17 protein-coding genes are annotated in these 16718 nt (G+C 66.1%); 15 read left to right on the top strand and 2 right to left on the bottom strand.

All coding sequences use genetic code 11. The features are described 5' to 3' along the window. Window positions 1-57: 57 nt before the first annotated feature. Window positions 58-1125 (bottom strand): LacI family DNA-binding transcriptional regulator, encoded by a 1068-nt coding sequence (locus AC0Z2B_RS15490; protein ID WP_476297764.1) that lies wholly within the window; start codon window positions 1123-1125, stop codon window positions 58-60. Window positions 1126-1615: 490 nt separating this feature from the next. Here AC0Z2B_RS15490 and AC0Z2B_RS15485 point away from each other — a divergent pair, with 490 nt between their 5' ends. The 15 genes from AC0Z2B_RS15485 (at window position 1616) to AC0Z2B_RS15415 (ending at window position 15772) form a co-directional block, all read left to right on the top strand. Then, window positions 1616-2980, top strand: a complete 1365-nt coding sequence (locus AC0Z2B_RS15485) for an MFS transporter (RefSeq protein WP_476297762.1) — start codon at window positions 1616-1618, stop codon at window positions 2978-2980. A gap of 14 nt (window positions 2981-2994) precedes the next feature. Continuing rightward, entirely contained in the window at window positions 2995-4155 is a 1161-nt protein-coding gene (locus AC0Z2B_RS15480; protein ID WP_476297760.1) for an L-talarate/galactarate dehydratase, read from the top strand. 120 nt (window positions 4156-4275) lie between these two features. After that, window positions 4276-4608 (top strand): type II toxin-antitoxin system HigB family toxin, encoded by a 333-nt coding sequence (locus tag AC0Z2B_RS15475; RefSeq protein ID WP_476297758.1) that lies wholly within the window; start codon window positions 4276-4278, stop codon window positions 4606-4608. Continuing rightward, the gene (locus AC0Z2B_RS15470) at window positions 4605-5216 is read left to right on the top strand and encodes a helix-turn-helix domain-containing protein (protein WP_476297756.1); all 612 of its coding nucleotides are present in this window, start codon (window positions 4605-4607) and stop codon (window positions 5214-5216) included. The genes AC0Z2B_RS15475 and AC0Z2B_RS15470 overlap by 4 nt, the downstream gene beginning before the upstream one ends. Before the next feature lie 331 nt (window positions 5217-5547). Continuing rightward, window positions 5548-6393 (top strand): transporter substrate-binding domain-containing protein, encoded by an 846-nt coding sequence (locus AC0Z2B_RS15465; RefSeq protein WP_476297754.1) that lies wholly within the window; start codon window positions 5548-5550, stop codon window positions 6391-6393. A gap of 15 nt (window positions 6394-6408) precedes the next feature. Then, window positions 6409-7176, top strand: a complete 768-nt coding sequence (locus AC0Z2B_RS15460) for an SDR family NAD(P)-dependent oxidoreductase (RefSeq protein ID WP_476297752.1) — start codon at window positions 6409-6411, stop codon at window positions 7174-7176. Window positions 7177-7191: 15 nt separating this feature from the next. Continuing rightward, a complete protein-coding gene (locus AC0Z2B_RS15455) occupies window positions 7192-7947 on the top strand; it encodes an SDR family NAD(P)-dependent oxidoreductase (protein WP_476297750.1) in 756 nt (251 codons plus the stop codon). Window positions 7948-7995: 48 nt separating this feature from the next. Next, complete coding sequence (locus AC0Z2B_RS15450; protein ID WP_476297748.1) at window positions 7996-8820, top strand: amino acid ABC transporter ATP-binding protein; 825 nt, start codon at window positions 7996-7998, stop codon at window positions 8818-8820. Window positions 8821-8833: 13 nt separating this feature from the next. Then, window positions 8834-9505, top strand: a complete 672-nt coding sequence (locus AC0Z2B_RS15445; protein WP_476297746.1) for an amino acid ABC transporter permease — start codon at window positions 8834-8836, stop codon at window positions 9503-9505. 10 nt (window positions 9506-9515) lie between these two features. Next, entirely contained in the window at window positions 9516-10181 is a 666-nt protein-coding gene (locus AC0Z2B_RS15440) for an amino acid ABC transporter permease (protein WP_476297744.1), read from the top strand. A gap of 21 nt (window positions 10182-10202) precedes the next feature. Then, the gene (gene dapA / locus AC0Z2B_RS15435; RefSeq protein WP_476297742.1) at window positions 10203-11090 is read left to right on the top strand and encodes a 4-hydroxy-tetrahydrodipicolinate synthase; all 888 of its coding nucleotides are present in this window, start codon (window positions 10203-10205) and stop codon (window positions 11088-11090) included. Window positions 11091-11209: 119 nt separating this feature from the next. Beyond that, on the top strand, window positions 11210-12484 hold the full coding sequence (locus AC0Z2B_RS15430; protein ID WP_476297740.1) for an NAD(P)/FAD-dependent oxidoreductase: 1275 nt from the start codon (window positions 11210-11212) through the stop codon (window positions 12482-12484). Further along, entirely contained in the window at window positions 12484-13965 is a 1482-nt protein-coding gene (locus AC0Z2B_RS15425) for an aldehyde dehydrogenase family protein (protein WP_476297738.1), read from the top strand. The genes AC0Z2B_RS15430 and AC0Z2B_RS15425 overlap by 1 nt, the downstream gene beginning before the upstream one ends. Before the next feature lie 9 nt (window positions 13966-13974). Continuing rightward, complete coding sequence (locus AC0Z2B_RS15420) at window positions 13975-14997, top strand: proline racemase family protein (protein WP_476297736.1); 1023 nt, start codon at window positions 13975-13977, stop codon at window positions 14995-14997. Between the two features lie 67 nt (window positions 14998-15064). Next, window positions 15065-15772 (top strand): GntR family transcriptional regulator, encoded by a 708-nt coding sequence (locus AC0Z2B_RS15415; protein WP_476297735.1) that lies wholly within the window; start codon window positions 15065-15067, stop codon window positions 15770-15772. Between the two features lie 6 nt (window positions 15773-15778). Here AC0Z2B_RS15415 and AC0Z2B_RS15410 read toward each other — a convergent pair whose 3' ends face one another. Continuing rightward, a complete protein-coding gene (locus AC0Z2B_RS15410; protein WP_476297733.1) occupies window positions 15779-16711 on the bottom strand; it encodes a LysR family transcriptional regulator in 933 nt (310 codons plus the stop codon). Between the last annotated feature and the right edge of the window lie 7 nt (window positions 16712-16718).

Raw genomic sequence — 16718 nt, 5'->3', positions numbered from 1 at the left:
CGGGTATTTGGTATATACCAAATACCCAATAGCATTATGCTTAGACGCAAATGGCGGCTAGCCGATATCGCGCGTGCTCTGCCGGTCAATGATGCTGAACCCCGTATCAATGCACACCGGCGCCGCCGCCTCGGTGCCTGGCGTGGCGCGCAACCGTGCCAGCAACGCCTCGGCCACTTGCTGGCCGATCAACGCGCCGTTCACCTGCACGGTGGACAGCGGCGGGTGCACGTGGGCGGCGCTGCTCAGGTCGCCGAAGCCCATCACCGCCAGGTCTTCCGGCACGCGAAGGCCGCGGCTGGCCGCTTCCGCCAGCACGCCCTGGGCAATGGTGTCCGAGCTGCACACCACCACCTGCGGGCCATGGCCCTTGTCCAGCAGGCCTTGCAGGCCCAGGCGACCGGACGCCAGGGTGGCGGGGGCGGGGAGTATTTCGGTGGGTGTGTCGGTGATGCCGTGGGCCTGCAGCTCGGCTTTCAGGCTGGCCACGCGGCGCAGCCCACGCGGGTCGTCGAGGGTCACCACGGCGAAGCGCCGGTAGCCTTTGCCCAGCAGGTTGCGGGCGATGCCCACGCCCACCTGTTCGTGGGAAAAACCCACCAGCATGTCGATGGGCGCCTCGCTCAAATCCCAGGCTTCCACCACCGGAATGCGCGCCGAGGCCAGGCGCTGGCGGCTGGCCTCGGTGTGCAGGGTGCCCGTCAGCACGATGCCGTCGGGGCGCCGGCCCAGCACGGCTTCCAGCAGTGCTTCTTCCTGCTCGGCGCTGTAGCCGGTGAGGCCGATCAGGGTCTGATAACCGGCGGCGGTGAGGCGGTCCATCACCGCCTGCACGGTGTCGGCGAAGATCGAGTTGGCAATGGTGGGCAGGAAAATCGCCACCAGCCGGCTTTTGTTGGTGGCCAGCCCGCCGGCCAGCATGTTCGGCACGTAGCCCATGGCCCGCGCGGCCTCGCGCACCTTGTCGCGGGTGCGCTCGCTGACCAGCTCGGGGCGGTGCAGGGCGCGCGACACGGTAATGGGCGAGACGCCGGCTACGCGTGCCACGTCGATCAACGTGTAGCCGGGTACGCCGGCGGCGCCGCTGGCGGAAAGTGAAAGGTCCTTGTTCGACTTCTTGGCCATCAGGGGGGCGGGTCTACGGTGGGGAGGGGGAGATATCTTAACCCACACACCTTTGATGTCGCTTACACAACGGCTGCCAACACCAACCCCACAGGCCATGGCACGTTGCAATCGATGTAGGAGCCGACCTTGGTCGCGATGCGCCGCGCGGGCGGCGCTCGATCTAAAGGCCGCCCCAGCAATCACGACGTGCACCCCCGGGGTCACACCAAACCTCGCGTAGCCGCTGCCGTAGGCTGCGCTGGCCTGAAGACTTGCAGGGTTCACACCGGCCAGCGCAGCGCTGACGGCAGCGGCTACGGGTCGGCGTTTGTTGATCGCGACCAAGGTCGGCTCCTACGTTGGTTGCAACGTACCTGTGCCTGACGGATAGCCGTTGCATGATTGCGCAATCAGTGTATTTTATAAGTGCTGATGATTGCGCAATCATTTCCGTATCAAAGGAGCTTGCACCGAGCCACCGCACCACTCACAACAAGGAAAATAACAAGTGAACCCAGCCACGCCCCCCGTCGCCAGGACCCGCGTCCGCTACCTGATCCTGACGCTGATTTTCATCGTCACGGTGTTCAACTACGTCGACCGCGCCACGCTGTCCATCGCCGCCCCGAGCATGCGCGGCGACCTGGGCTTCGACGCCATGACCATGGGCATCGCCTTCTCCGCCTTCGGGTGGGCCTACACCGCCATGCAGCTGCCGGGCGGGGTGATCCTCGACCGCTATGGTTCGCGGGTGGTGCTGGGCGCCAGCCTGATCCTGTGGTCGACGCTGACCTTCCTGCAGGGCTACGTCGACTACTTCGCCTCGGCGTTCCTGGTGCTGTTCGGCCTGCGCTTCTTGATGGGCGTGGCCGAGGCCCCGGCGTTCCCGGCCAACAACCGCCTGACGGTGATGTGGTTCCCGCGCCAGGAGCGTGGCCTGGCCACGGCGGTGTTCCAGTCGGCGCAGTATTTCGCCCTGGCGGCGTTCACGCCGCTGATGGTGTGGCTGGTCAGCACCTGGGGCTGGCAGCATGTGTTCTGGGTCACCGGCCTTGCCGGCATCGCCATTGGCCTGGCCTGGTTCCGCCTGGTGCGTGAGCCGCGCAAGGACCACCGCGTCAACCAGGCCGAGATCGACTACATCGAGGCCGGTGGCGGCCTGCCCACCATCGGCGACGTCAAGACCCCATTCAGCTGGCAGCGCGTCAAAGCCATCGGCGCCAACCGCATGATGGCCGGCATCTACCTGGGCCAGTTCTGCCTCACCTCCATCACCTGGTTCTTCCTGACCTGGTTCCCCACCTACCTGATCGAAGCCAAGGGCATGACCCTGCTCAAGGTCGGCCTGGTAGCGGCCATCCCGCCCGTCGCCGGCTGCCTGGGCGGGGTAGTGGGCGGCGTGTGGTCGGACTGGATGCTGCGCAAGGGCTTCAGCCTCACCGCCGCGCGCAAGACCCCGATCATCTGCGGCCTGCTGCTGTCCAGCAGCATCGTCGTCGCCAACTACAGCGCCTCGCTCACCGTGGTGATCGCGGTGATGTCCCTGGCGTTCTTCGCCAAGGGCGTCGGCAACCTGGGCTGGTGCATCGTCGGCGACGTGTCACCGGCCCGGGCCATGGGCATCAGCGGCGCCATGTTCAACTTCTGCGGCAACCTGGCCAGCATCGTCACGCCCATCGCCATCGGCGTGATGATCAACCAGCTGGGCTCCTTCGATGTGGCGCTGATGTACGTGGCCGCCATGGGCCTGCTGGGCGCCTTCGCCTACCTGTTCATCGTCGGGCCGCTCAAGCGCCTGGACCTCGATGACTTCGCCGAACCGCAGCCCCGGGCCACGCCTGCGGCCACCCCCGATTCTTCCCTGTCCCGTTAACAAGGAGAGCGCTCATGCTCACACAACAACAAGCTTTGCCCACCGGTGACGACGACGCCATTGCCTGGGTGCGCGTGTCCTCGGTGTTCCTGCCGCTGGCCAACCCCATCAGCGACGCCAAGGTGCTCACCGGGCGGCAGAAGCCGATGACCGAGATCGCCATGCTGTTCGCCGAGATCGAGACCAGGGATGGCCACCGCGGCCTGGGCTTCAGCTATTCGAAGCGGGCAGGGGGGCCGGGGCAGTTCGCCCACGCCCAGGAGATCGCCCCGGCGCTACTCGGCGAAAACCCCAGTGACATCGCCAAGCTGTGGACCAAGCTGTGCTGGGCCGGTGCCTCGGTGGGCCGCAGCGGCTTGTCCACCCAGGCCATCGGCGCCTTTGACGTGGCCCTGTGGGACCTCAAGGCCAAGCGCGCCAACCTGTCGCTGGCGCGCCTGCTGGGTGCCCAGCGCGACAGCGTGCGCTGCTACAACACCTCCGGCGGCTTCCTGCACACGCCGCTGGACCAGTTGCTGAAGAACACCGACCTGTCGCGCGAAAAGGGCATCGGCGGCATCAAGCTCAAGGTCGGCCAGCCGGACTGCGCCATCGACATCGAACGCGTCAGCACCGTGCGCCGCCACCTGGGTGACAAATTCCCGCTGATGGTCGACGCCAACCAGCAGTGGGACCGGCCCACCGCCCAGCGCATGTGCCGGCAGTTCGAGCCCTACAACCTGGTCTGGATCGAGGAGCCGCTGGACTGCTACGACGCCGAAGGCCACGCCGCCCTGGCGCAGCAGTTCGACACGCCCATCGCCACCGGCGAGATGCTCACCAGCGTTGCCGAGCACGCCGAGTTCATCAAACTGCGCGGCGCCGACTTCCTGATGCCCGACGCGCCGCGCGTGGGCGGCATCACCCCGTACTTGAAAGTGGCCGCCATGGCCGAGCAGGCCGGGCTGATGCTGGCGCCGCATTTCGCCATGGAGCTGCACGTGCACCTGGCCGCTGCTTACCCGACCGAGCCTTGGGTGGAGCACTTCGAGTGGCTGGAGCCGCTGTTCAACGAACGCCTGGAAACCCGCGACGGCCGCATGCTGGTGCCCAAGCGCCCCGGCCTGGGGCTGAGCCTGAGCGAGCAGGTCAAGGCCTGGACCGCCCAGCAGGTGGAGGTCGGCAGGCGGCCTTGATTGCCTGCACCGTGCCCGCCCGCCGGGCGGGCACGGCAATGTTTTGTGTTCAATTGCCGACGGGAAGGAGTTGTCAAAAAACACAACTGGCGTAGCATGAGCTCAAAGACAGGGACGCTCATGGATATAGTCACCCCATCACGCTTTGAAGAAGCTGCGGCTCGGTACCCGAACGACAAGGCCGGCCTGGACCGCTGCCACCGCCTGTTGAAAATGGCCCGCCCCGGCGGTTTTGCGGATTTGCAGAAAATGTTCGGGCCGCACAACATTGATCTGTTCAAGCCCAGGGCCGAGGCAAACTGGGTGGTCATTGATGTAGGTGGCAACAATCTCCGGTTGATTGGCGGCGTCAATTACCCCAGGCAGAAGTTTTACGTCAAACACATCTACACGCACGCCGACTACGACGTTGCCAACGCCTGGTACGCGAGAAACAAAGGGGTCAAACGATGAACGAAGCCCGTAACGACATTCAAACCGTGATTGCCACGCTGGCAGAGTTGCAGGCAGTGTTGGAGCGCCTGCGCGGTGAGTTCGTGCACGGTATCAAGACACCTGCCGACTACCAGCGCGCAACCGACCTGCTCGATGAACTGACCGATGGTCGCGTCTTGAGCAAGGTCGAGGAGAAAATCCTGGTCGAGCTGGAGGACGAAATACTGGCTTATCAGCGCGACGCCGCGCCGTTTCGCGAGGCCAGCGCGGGGCTGGAGGCAACCTGCACGCCCGTGCAGTTGATCAGGGATTTGATGGAGACGCTGGGGCTTACCGGCTCGGACCTCCCTGAAATCGGCGACAAGACCGCGGTCTCCAAGGTCCTCAACGGTGACCGCGCCATTAGCCACAAGATGGCGTATGCGCTGGCAGAGCGTTTCGCGATGGCCCCCCATGCGTTTCTGCCCACGTCGGGCGCGACACCCGCCACCAGGGCCAACGTCCGTTCCAGATTGCCGATTACCTCGGACCTGTTCCGCGGTCGTGAAGGCCATCAGGCCGTCGGGCAGGTGCAAGAGACGCGGGCCGGCGAGTACACAGCCCCAGGCACCCCCCCCAAGGCGTAGCAGCGGCCGCCAGGCCGCGTCCCGCACCGACTGGATGCTCGCCAGCCCCCACCCGCAACAAACTCCCCGTAGCAGCTGCCGAAGGCTGCGTCCGACCCGACCCGGTATACCGATAAATGCGCGGTGCTCGTGACGCGGCCTGGTGGCCGCTGCTACAGCCCCAACTCCGCAAGGCTGCGCGATTTCCCCTGTCCGTTACAAATTGCGCATCCACCTATTGACAGTCTTCCCCTGAAAATCCTAGTCTGCATACAGCGCTGCACACATGACGGCGCACAACGCTCCGATTTGTACCTTCCTGCCAACAAAAACCAAAGATGGAGAGGTCAATATGGTTCAGCTCTTTCCGCGCTCCCTGCGTACCCTGATGGTTGCCGCTACCGCCGCCCTGGCGTTGGCCAGCCAGGTTCCGGCCCACGCCGCCGACAGCAGCGGCCTCTGGCAAGACGTGCAGAAAGCCGGCGTGCTGCGCTGCGGTGCCGCGGTGGCGGCGCCGTACGTGATGCGCGACGCCAGTTCAGGCACCTACAGCGGCTACTTCGTCGACCTGTGCCGCGACTTCGGCGAGCGCGTGCTGAAGGTCAAGGTCGAGTTCGTCGACACCAACTGGGACAACCTGGTGGCCGGGCTGCAAAGCAGCAAATGGGACATGGCCATGGCCCTCAACCAGACGCCGGAACGCGCCATGGCGGTGACCTTCTCGGTGCCGGCCACCGACTATCAGGTGTCGCTGGTGGTCAACAAGGACAACCCCAAGTTCGCCGGTGCTGGCGCCTCGGTGGCCGACTACGACAAGCCCGATGTGACTTTTGCAGTCATGTCCGGCACCGCCCAGGACAAGGCCATTTCCGCGGTGATCAAGAACGCCAAGGTGATGCGCCTGGGTGGCATGGACGAGACCCGCCTGGCGGTGATGTCCAAGCGCGCCGACGTGCTGGTGGACGCCAGCGACACCAACCACCTGTTCGCCCTGGCCAACCCGGCCTGGACCCGCGAACTGCTGCCCAAGCCCGCGCTGGCCAAGCAGGGCGTAGCCTTCGGCGTACGCCGCGACGCAACGCCTGCCGACATGCAAGTGCTCAACATCTACCTCACCCAGCGCCGCGACAACGGCGAGATCGACACCCTGGTGGACAAGGCTTCGGTACTGGCCAACGCCGACAAGACCAAGCAATAAGCCCGGAGCACGTCCATGAATGACTCAACACGCGAACTGGCCAGCCAGACCGTGCTGGTGACCGGCGCCTCGGGCGGCATCGGCCGCGCCATCGTCCAGCGCCTGACGGCAGAAGGCGCCAGGCCGATCATCCACTACGGCCGCGACCGGGACAGGGCCCAGGCCTTGCTGGATGAGATCGGCGGCAACGGCTTCAGCGTCCAGGCCGACCTGTCGGTGCCCGGTGGCGCTGACCGCCTGTGGCGCCAGGCGGTGGCGCTGGCCGGGCGCATCGATGGGCTGGTGAACAACGCCGGCACCCGCACCGAAGTGTCCATCGAGGCCGACGACGACATCTGGCGCCAGGCCTGGCAACAGGAATTCCAGGTCAACCTGTTCAGCGCCGTCGACCTGTGCCGCGCTGCGGTGCGCCATTTCAAGGCCCATGGCGGCGGGCGCATCGTCAACATGGCCAGCCGCGCCGCCCAGCGTGGCTACGCCGCCGAGGCCTTGCCCTACGGCGCCAGCAAGGCGGCGCTGGTCAACCTGACCAAATCGCTTGCGCGCAGTTTCGGTGCCGATGGCGTAGTGGCGGTGGCCATAGCGCCAGGCTGGGTACGTACGCAGATGGCCGAGCAGTTCATCGCACAGTTCGGCAAGGCCGCCGCAGTGGCCGACATTCCCATCGGCGACATGGCCCAGCCCGGCGCGATCGCCGAACTGGTGGCCTTTGTGCTGCGGCCGTCCCAGGCCTCGCTCAACGGCGCCACGCTGGACGTCAACGGCGGCAGTTACATTCGATAATCGAGGGGGCAGCACATGCAACGTTTCCAGGACAAGGTAGCGCTCGTGACGGGCGGCGGCGGTGGCATCGGTTCGGCGATCTGCCAGCGGCTGGCCAGCGAAGGCGCGCTGGTGGTAGTCAGCGACGTGAATGCCGACGCCGCCCACACGGTGGTTGAACGGATCGAAGGGCAGGGCGGCACGGCCGTGGCCATTGCTGCCGACATTGCCAACGGCGACGCCTGCCGGGCGCTGGTGCAGCAGGTGATGCAGACGCACGGCCGCCTCGACCTGCTGGCCAACAACGCCGGCATCAACCGCCGCGGCAACCTGCTGGCCCTGAGCGAGGACGACTGGCACACCAGCTTCGCCGTCAACCTGGACGCCATGTTCCACCTGTGCCGCGCGGCGCTGCCGCACATGATCGCCGCCGGTGGCGGGGCCATCGTCAACACCGCGTCCCAGTGGGGGCTGTACCCGGCGCCCAACCATATCGCCTACAACGTCACCAAGGCGGCGGTGGCCGCCTTCACTCAGAACCTGGCGCGCGACTACGCGCCGCACAAGGTGCGGGTCAACGCCGTGTGCCCCGGTGAAGTGCACACGCCGATGCTGGAAGCGGGCGTGCGCCGCAGTGGCCGCAGCATCGCCGACCTGGACGCCCTGGTGCCGTTCGGGCGCATCGGCAAACCCGAGGAAATAGCGGCGCTGGTGGCTTTCCTGGCCAGTGACGAAGCCGCCTTCATGTGCGGCTCGCTGGTAGAAATCACCGGCGCCCAAGCCGTGGCCTGACCTTCCCTGCAACCCTGGGCGTCAACCACGCCGGGGTGGAGAACTTCGATGAACGCGATTCAGACAGTGGCGCCTGCGCCAGCGGTGCCGTTCGCCTGCGATTCCCGGGGCGCCGACTTTATCCAGTTGCGCGATGTGTGCAAATCCTACGGCGAAGGCCTGGTGGTCATGGACCACCTGAGCCTGGACATGCGCGCCGATGACCGCCTGGTGATCATCGGCCCCAGCGGCAGCGGCAAGAGCTCGCTGCTGCGGGTAATGATGGGCCTGGAGAGCATCCAGGGCGGCACCATCGCCTTCCAGGGCAAGCCCTACATCGATGGCAACGCCCGCAAGTACCACGGCAAGCCGCTGGACGCCACGCTGCAGACCCAGGTGGGCATGGTGTTCCAGCACTACACGCTGTTCCCGCACCTGTCGGTGCTGGGCAACCTGATCCTGGCACCGATGAAAGTGCACGGCCTGACCCGTGCCCAGGCCACCGAGAAAGCCCGGCTGTTCCTGGCCCGCCTGGGCCTGGAGAGCAAACTCCAGGCCTACCCCAGCCAGCTGTCCGGTGGCCAGAAACAGCGCGTGGCCATCGCCCGCGCGCTGATGCTAGAGCCACGGCTGATGCTGTTCGACGAAGTGACCTCGGCGCTCGACCCGGAAATGGTCATCGAGGTGCAGAACGTGATGCTGCAACTGGCCGAGGAAAAAATGGCCATGATCATCGTCACCCACGACATGCACTTCGCCCGCAACATCGCCACCCGCGTGGTGTTCTGCGCCAACGGCAAGGTGGTGGAGCAAGGCCCGCCCGCGCAGTTGTTCAGCCAGCCCAAAGAGCCGCGCACCCGCGAGTTCCTGGCCAAAGTGCTGCACCTGGACTGAGGAGGGCGGGGCGATGAATTACCAATTCGATTTTCACTTTCTGACCGGCAACTACGGCGCCCTGTGGGACGGCCTCAAGGTCACCCTGCAACTGGCCCTGGTGGCCAACGCCATCGGCCTGACCCTGGGCTTTGGCCTGTGCCTGCTGACCTTGAGCCGCTGGTTTTTCCTGCGCTGGCCGGCGCAGCTGTTCATCGAGTTCTTCCGCTGTACGCCAGTGCTGCTGCAGATCGTCTGGTTCTTCTACTGCGTGCCAATTCTGTTCGACGTGTTCATCGACCCGATCACCATGGGCGTGCTGGCGCTGGGCCTGAACCTCACCGCCTTCAACGCCGAGGCCTACCGTGCCGGCGTGCAGGCAGTGCCGCGTGAACACCTGGACGCCTGCGTGGCCCTGGGCCTGCGGCCCTGGCAGCGCACCCTGTACGTGATTTTGCCCCAGGCCCTGCGCAGCGCCTTGCCGGTGCTGATGACCAACGGCATCTCGATCCTGCAGCAGAGCGCGCTGGTGGCCATCGTCGCCGTCGCCGACCTGATGTACGTGGGCAAAAGCATCGCCACCGAGGCCTATCGCCCGCTGGAAACCTATTCGCTGATCGCCCTGGTGTACTTCGCCCTGTCACTGCCGGTGGCGCAACTGGTGCAGTGGCTGGAAAAACGCCACGAAGCCGCCCACGCCCGCTGAGGAGCCCGCCATGCAACTGGATTTCACCGTGGTTTTCACCTACTGGCAGGCCCTGGCCAAGGGGCTGTTGCTGACCCTGGCGTTCACCGTGGGCTGCGCCGTGCTGGGCAGTGTGCTGGGCTTTGGCCTGAGCCTGCTGCGGCTGTCCAAGAGCGCCTTCGTGCGCCTGCCCACCAGCTTGTACGTGGAGCTGTTTCGCGGCACGCCGTTGCTGATCCAGCTGTTCTGGATCTTCTTCTGCCTGCCGGTGGTGTTCGGCATCTCCGTGGCGCCCTACGTCTCGGTGCTGCTGGCCCTGACCCTGTACATGACCGCCATCACCAGCGAGACCTTTCGCGGCGCGCTCAAGTCCATCCCCAGCGAACAGCACGACGCCTGCACCGCCCTGGGCGTGGCGCGCTGGAACAAGGTGGTGTACGTGATCTTCCCCCAGGCGCTGCTGCGCGCGGTGCCGCCGCTGCTATCCAATGTGGTGGCGCTGTTCAAGGAGAGCGCGCTGATCTCCTCGGTGGGTATCGCCGACCTGATGTTCATCGGCCAGAACATTTCCAACAGCACCGCGCGCCCGGTGGAGTTCCTCTCGGCGGTGGCGGTGATCTATTTCCTTGTGGCGTTCCCCCTGACCCGGCTGGTGGGCGTGATCGAAACACGGATGCTCAAGCGTTACGCGTACTAATTCTCACACTGGAGATTCAACATGCAGCAACTCAAAGGCATCATGCCCGCCCTGGTGACCCCCTTCGACGCCAAGGGCAATGTCGACTACGAAGTGCTGGCCTCGATCGTCGAGTATCAGCTGGGGCAGGGCGTCAGCGGTTTCGTGCCGCTGGGCTCGACCGGCGAATACTACGCCCTGACCAACGAGGAGCGCCGCCGGGTCATGGCCACGGTGCGTGAGGTTACCGGTGACCGCGGCCAGTTGATTGCCGGGGCCAACGGCGCCTGCACCCGCGAGGTCATCGAACAGGTCAAGCAGGCCCGCGACACCGGCTTCACTACGTTGCTGATCGCGCCCCCGTACTACGCCATTCCCACCCAGGACGAGCTGATCGGCCACTACCAGGCCATCCTCGACGCCGTGCCCGACGTCAACGTGGTGCTGTACAACTACCCGATCCGCACCAATGTCGAAGTCGGCTACAGCGTGCTCGACGCCTTGCAGGACCACCCGCGGGTGATCGGCATCAAGGAAAGCGCCGGCAACCTGCTGCGCGCCATCGAGATCGGCGACAAGTACAAGGGCAAGATCCAGCTGTCGTGCGGCTCGGATGACCAGGCGCTGGACTTCTTCCTGTGGGGTGCCACCAGCTGGATCTGCGCCCCGGCCAACTTCCTGGCGCCGCAGATCGTGGGGTTCTACAACAAGTACACCAGCGGCGACCTGGCCGGGGCGCAGGCCATCGTGCGTTCGCTGTTCCCATTGATGGCGAACCTTGAAAGTGGCAAGTTCATTCAGAAGGTCAAGTACGGTTGTGAACTGGCCGGGTTCAGCGCAGGGGTGGCGCGCATGCCGCTGCTGCCGCTGACCGACGAGGAAAAGCGCGAATTCCGTAGCGAGTTCGAAAAACTGCAGGCCACCCACTGAGTGTAGGAGCCGAGCTTGCTCGCGATAAGGCCACCCCTGTTCTGCAGGGCCCCATCGCGAGCAAGCTCGGCTCCTACAGTGATCGCGTAGCGTCCATGTACAGTTACCGGGATTTGTTTATGACCCAACCAGCCGTTCCCCCACGGGCCATTGTCGTCGGCGGCGGTATCGTCGGCGTGTGCTGCGCCCTCTACCTGCAGCGCGACGGCCATCAGGTGACCCTGATCGACCCCGCCGCCCCCGGCGACAGCACCGCCAAGTGGAGCTGCGGGCAGATGGCGGTCAGCGAGGTCATCCCGCTGTCCAAGCCGGGCATCCTGAAGAAGATCCCCGGCTGGTTACTGGACCAGAACGGCCCCCTGGCCCTGCGCCCCAGTGCCTTGCCAGGCATCCTGCCGTGGTTCCTGCGCTTTCTGGCCTGTGCCCGCGAGTCGCGCATCGTCGATATTTCGCGGCAGATGGCAACCCTGACGCACCATGTATACGAAGATTATGCGCCGTTGCTGAAGCAGTGCGCCGACAAGACCCTGCTGGGCGATCGCCCGATCATCGAAGTGTTCGACAGCCCCGCCGGCCTGGCCCATGAACAGCCGCACCTGGCCCTGCGCCGTGAGCTGGGCTTTGCCAGCGAAACCCTCGACGCGGCCGCTATCGCCGAGCTGGAACCGGCCCTGGCCGGCAAGTTCCAGCACGGCCTGCTGTTCCCCGACTGGCGCGCCGTGAGTGACACCGAAGGCTTCATCGCCGCCCTGACTGCCAGTTTCATCGCTCAGGGCGGCGTGCGGGTGCGGGCCCGGGTGCGGCAACTGGACGAGGTCGCCGACAAGGCCAGCGGTGTCACCCTGGATGACGGCCAGCGCCTGGCGGCCGATCATGTGGTGATCGCCGCAGGCACTGGCTCCCGGCAGTTCTTCAGCCAGATCGGCGCCCACGTGCCCCTTGCCGGCATCGCCGGTTACCAGGTGGTGCTGCCTGCGCCCGCCGTGGAGATCCGCCATTCGGTGATCTACGCCGACGGCGGTTTCTGCTTCGCGCCCATGACCCGTGGCCTGCAGATCGGCGGCACCATCGAGTTCGCTGGCGCCAACGCCGAACCCAATTTCAAGCGCGCCGAGATCATCCTGGCCAAGGCGCGCAAGGTGCTGCCGCAACTGGACACCGCACGGCTGGAATACGGCGTGGGCTATCGGCCGTTCCTGCCCGACACCAAGCCGATCATCGACCGCAGCCCACGCCTGAATAACGTCTGCCTGGCGTTCGGTCACGGCCAGTTGGGCCTGACCCAGGGCGCCACCACCGGGCGGCTGATTGCCGACCTTGTAGGCGGGCGCACCCCGGCTCAGGACCTGACCCCTTTCAGCGCCTCACGCTTTGCCTTTTCAGGAGCTCATTGATGGACCGTTATGACCGCCTCTATATCGACGGCCAATGGCTGACGCCCGTGCGTGGCGGCCTGTTCGCCACTTACAACCCCAGCGATGAATCGCTGCTGGCCCACGTGGCTGCCGCCACCGCCGAGGACATCGACCAGGCCGTGCAGGCCGCGCGTCGTGCGTTTGACCAAGGCCCCTGGCCACGGCTGACCGGTGCCGAACGCGCGGCTGTGTTGCGCCGCATCGCCGCCGGTATCCGCGATCAGCAGCCGTTCCTCGCTGAACTGGAGGTGCGCGACAACGGCAAGCCGCTGCCCGAAGCGCTGTGGGACATTGGCGACACGGCGGGCTGCTTTGACTACTACGCCGACCTTGCCGAGCAACTGGACGCCGGCCGCGAGCAGGTCATTGCCCTGGCCGACGAGCGCTTCAGCAGCGTGGCACGCAAGGAGCCGGTCGGCGTGGCGGGGGCGATCATCCCGTGGAATTTCCCGATGCTGATGGCGGCCTGGAAAGTCGCCCCGGCGCTGGCAGCGGGCTGCACCCTGGTGCTCAAGCCCTCGGAACTGACGCCGCTCACCGCGCTGCACCTGGCCGACATCGCCGACAAGGCCGGGCTGCCGGCCGGCGTATTGAACGTGGTCACCGGCCTGGGCCCCGACGCTGGCGCGCCCTTGAGCGAGCACCCCGGCATCGACAAGCTGGCCTTCACCGGCAGCGTGCCCACCGGTAGCCGGATCATGCAGGCCGCTGCCCGCGACATCAAGAACATCAGCCTGGAGCTGGGCGGCAAGTCGCCCTTCATCGTCTTTGCCGACAGCGACCTGGAAGCCGCCGTGGAGTGGATCATGTTCGGCATCTTCTGGAACCAGGGCCAGGTGTGCTCCGCCACCTCGCGCATCCTGGTGCAACGCGCGCTGTACGAGCCGCTGCTCAAGCGCCTGGTGCAGGAAGCCGAGCGCCTGAGCATTGGCGACGGGCTGGGGGAGGGCGTGCTGCTCGGGCCCTTGGTCAGCCAGGGGCAGTATGACAAGGTGCGCGAAGCGGTTGCGCGCGGCAAGGCCGACGGCGCAACGCTGCTCTACGGTGGCCAACGCCCGGCGCACCTGGACAAGGGCCACTTCCTGACCCCGGCGGTTTTTGCCGACGTGCCCGAGCACAGCTGGATCTGGACCGAGGAGATCTTCGGCCCGGTGGTGTGCGTACGGCCCTTTGATGATGAGGCCCAGGCCTTGCGCAGTGCCAATGACTCACGCTTCGGCCTGGCCGCGGCGGTGATGTCCGCCGACCTGCCGCGTGCCGAGCGGGTGGCGCGCCAGCTGCGTGCCGGCATCGTCTGGGTCAACTGTTCGCAACCCACCTTTACCGAGGCACCCTGGGGCGGTTACAAGCAAAGCGGCATCGGCCGCGAGCTGGGCGAGTGGGGATTGAACAACTACCTGGAAACCAAGCAGATCACCCGCTACAACAGCCAGCAGCCCTGGGGCTGGTACATCAAATAAGGAGCCGTCATGCGCTGGAAGAAAACGTTGCAACTGGCCGAGGTCCACTGCGAGGGCGAGATCGGCAAGGTCATCACCGGTGGCGTCCTGGATGTGCCCGGCGCCTCCATGCTGGACAAGATGAACTACATCAACCAGGTGGACGACAGCCTGCGCCGGCTGGTGACCCTGGAGCCGCGCGGCTGCCTGCAAATGTCGGTCAACCTGCTGTTGCCGCCCACCCGGCCCGAAGCCGATGCCGGGTTTATCGTGCTGCAGGCCGACAAGGCCCACCCCATGTCGGGCAGCAACTGCATCTGCGTGGTCACCGCGCTGCTGGAGCTGGGCATCCTGCCGATGGTCGAGCCCGAAACTACCGTGGTGCTCGACACGCCGGCGGGGCTGGTCACGGCGCGGGCGGCCTGTGCCGATGGGCGCTGCGTCAGCGTGAGCCTGGACATGGTGCCGGCCTTCGTCGAGCAGTTGGATGCCGAAGTGGTGACCCCTGACTTCGGCACCCTGAAAGTCGATCTGGCGTTTGGCGGGGTGTTCTACGGCCTGATCGACGTGGAGCAGGTGGGCCTGAGCATCAGCGCCGACAACGCGCGTGCCCTGGCCACCGCCGGGGTGAAGCTCAAAGGGCTGATCAACGAGCAGCTACGCGTGCAGCACCCGCTGATTGCCGAACTCAACGAAGTGGCCTACGTGATGTTCCGCCACCGTCTGGACGATCACACCTGGCAGACCTGCACCACCTTGCCGCCCGGACGGGTGGATCGTTCGCCGTGCGGCACCGGCAGCTCGGCCAACCTGGCCACCCTCAGTGCGCGGGGGCAGGTGCAGGAGGGCGATGTGCTGACCTCGCGTTCCACCATTGGTGGTGAGTTCAAGGTGCAGTTGCTGGGGCATACCGAAGTGGGCGGGCGCGCGGCGGTGTTGCCGCGTGTGACCGGGAGGGCCTGGCTGTATGGCCTGCAACAGCTGGGTGTCGACCCGACCGACCCGCTGGCGGCCGGCTTCATGCTCAGCGACACCTGGGGCGAAGGCTTCTGACGGCGGCGCGGGCGGTGTTAAAGTGGCCGCCGGCCAACGGGCCGGTGGCAGGGTTGAGAGTGATCTGATGAGCAAAGACAACGTGGAAACCACGGGCACGGCAAAGCGCCACGGTGGGCGCTATATCTATGACGAGCTGCGCAAGCAGATCCTCACCCTGAAACTCAAGCCCGGCGTGCCGCTGGACGAAGTGTCGCTGGCCGCGCAGTTTGGCCTGTCGCGCTCGCCGGTGCGCGATGCGCTGGCGCGGCTGATCAGCGAGGGCCTGGTGACCATCCTGCCCAACCGCACCACCCTGGTCACGCCGTTTGAAATTGAGGAATTCCCCAACTACGTCTCGGCGCTGGACCTGATCCAGCGCGCCGTCACCCGCCTGGCGGCCTTGCACCGCAGCGATGAAGACCTGGTGCGCATCCGCGAGGCCGATGCTGCCTACCTGGCGGCGGTCGACAGCGGCGACTTCCAGGCCATGTCCGAGTGCAACAAGGCCTTCCACATGGTGATTGCCGAGGCGGGGCGTAACCCGTACTTCATCAGCTATTACGAGAAACTGCTGGGGGAGGGCCAACGCCTGCTGCACCTGCATTTCGACTACATCGTCAGCGCCGCCGGCAACACCCGGCTGGGCCGCGACCATGACGAAATCATCGAAGCCATCGCTGACCGCCGCGCGGACGACGCCGAGCGGGCGGCCCATGAGCACACCATGCTGTTCCAGCGACGCTTCCTGGCCTACCTGCAGCAGAATCTCACCGCGGGCATGGCGGTGTCATAAGGGCGTTCAGCTCGCCTGGAACCCGCCCGCCAGCCGCGCCTTGAGGTACGCCACCAACGCCGTCACCGACTTCGGCACGTGGGGCGAATACGGGCGTATCAGGTAGATTTCGTCGGCAAACGCGCCCTTCAAGGTCCAGTCCTTGAGCACCTGCACCAAGGTGCCGGCGTTCAACGCCGCCTGGGCGCTGAAGTCCGGCAGCAGGGCGATGCCCAGGTGGTTCAGGGCAGCGTCGCGCAGGGCTTCGCTGTTGTTGGTGGCGAAGCTGCCGGCGATCGGCACGGTGACGCGCTCGCCGCCCCTGGCGTGTTCGAAGGTCCAGGCCGGCTGGTCGGCCCCGCGCGGGTAGTACAGGCAGTTGTGCCCGGCCAGCGCCGCGGGGTCATGGGGCTGGCCCTCGCGTTGCAGGTAATCGCGAGTGGCCACCAGCACCGAATGGGTGTCGCACAGCTTCCACGCCACATGGGTTTCCGGCACCTGGAAGCCGTGGCGCACGGCCAGGTCGTAACCCTCGGCGGCCAGCGAGCTCAAGGCGTCGGACACGTCCAGCTGGATGCGTACCTGCGGGTACTGGCGCAGGAACCCCGACAGGTGCGGCACCAGCTGCTGGCGGGCGAACGCCACCGGCGCGGTCAGGCGCACCAGGCCGCGAATCTCGCCGGCGGAATCACGCACCGAGGAAAAACTGCGGGCAATGTGCTCGTAGGCGCTGCGTACCTCGCGGGTCAGTGACTGGCCGGCGTCGGTCAGGCGCACGCTGCGCGTGGTGCGGGTGACCAGGCGGGTGCCGGTGGCCTTTTCCAGGTCGCTGATGCGCTGGCTCACCGCCGATTTGCTCACCCCCAGGCGCGCGGCGGCGGCGGTGTAGGTGCCGTGTTCCTCCAGCACCGACAGCCAGTGGATGTGCGTCCACAAGCCTTCGATCTCGGACTTTTCCATGGGGCTA

Source organism: Pseudomonas sp. GYB4201, assembly GCF_056312595.1.
The sequence above is the reverse complement of the archived record's forward strand: the minus strand, read 5'-3'. Positions and strand labels throughout refer to the sequence as shown.

Coding starts and splice junctions, on each gene's coding strand:
- AC0Z2B_RS15440 (WP_476297744.1), top strand. CDS start 9,516: ATGCAACTGGATTTCACCGTGGTTTTCACCTACTGGCAGGCCCTGGCC.
- AC0Z2B_RS15450 (WP_476297748.1), top strand. CDS start 7,996: ATGAACGCGATTCAGACAGTGGCGCCTGCGCCAGCGGTGCCGTTCGCC.
- dapA (WP_476297742.1), top strand. CDS start 10,203: ATGCAGCAACTCAAAGGCATCATGCCCGCCCTGGTGACCCCCTTCGAC.
- AC0Z2B_RS15480 (WP_476297760.1), top strand. CDS start 2,995: ATGCTCACACAACAACAAGCTTTGCCCACCGGTGACGACGACGCCATT.
- AC0Z2B_RS15410 (WP_476297733.1), bottom strand. CDS start 16,711: ATGGAAAAGTCCGAGATCGAAGGCTTGTGGACGCACATCCACTGGCTG.
- AC0Z2B_RS15475 (WP_476297758.1), top strand. CDS start 4,276: ATGGATATAGTCACCCCATCACGCTTTGAAGAAGCTGCGGCTCGGTAC.
- AC0Z2B_RS15460 (WP_476297752.1), top strand. CDS start 6,409: ATGAATGACTCAACACGCGAACTGGCCAGCCAGACCGTGCTGGTGACC.
- AC0Z2B_RS15465 (WP_476297754.1), top strand. CDS start 5,548: ATGGTTCAGCTCTTTCCGCGCTCCCTGCGTACCCTGATGGTTGCCGCT.
- AC0Z2B_RS15425 (WP_476297738.1), top strand. CDS start 12,484: ATGGACCGTTATGACCGCCTCTATATCGACGGCCAATGGCTGACGCCC.
- AC0Z2B_RS15430 (WP_476297740.1), top strand. CDS start 11,210: ATGACCCAACCAGCCGTTCCCCCACGGGCCATTGTCGTCGGCGGCGGT.
- AC0Z2B_RS15490 (WP_476297764.1), bottom strand. CDS start 1,125: ATGGCCAAGAAGTCGAACAAGGACCTTTCACTTTCCGCCAGCGGCGCC.
- AC0Z2B_RS15415 (WP_476297735.1), top strand. CDS start 15,065: ATGAGCAAAGACAACGTGGAAACCACGGGCACGGCAAAGCGCCACGGT.
- AC0Z2B_RS15455 (WP_476297750.1), top strand. CDS start 7,192: ATGCAACGTTTCCAGGACAAGGTAGCGCTCGTGACGGGCGGCGGCGGT.
- AC0Z2B_RS15445 (WP_476297746.1), top strand. CDS start 8,834: ATGAATTACCAATTCGATTTTCACTTTCTGACCGGCAACTACGGCGCC.
- AC0Z2B_RS15470 (WP_476297756.1), top strand. CDS start 4,605: ATGAACGAAGCCCGTAACGACATTCAAACCGTGATTGCCACGCTGGCA.
- AC0Z2B_RS15420 (WP_476297736.1), top strand. CDS start 13,975: ATGCGCTGGAAGAAAACGTTGCAACTGGCCGAGGTCCACTGCGAGGGC.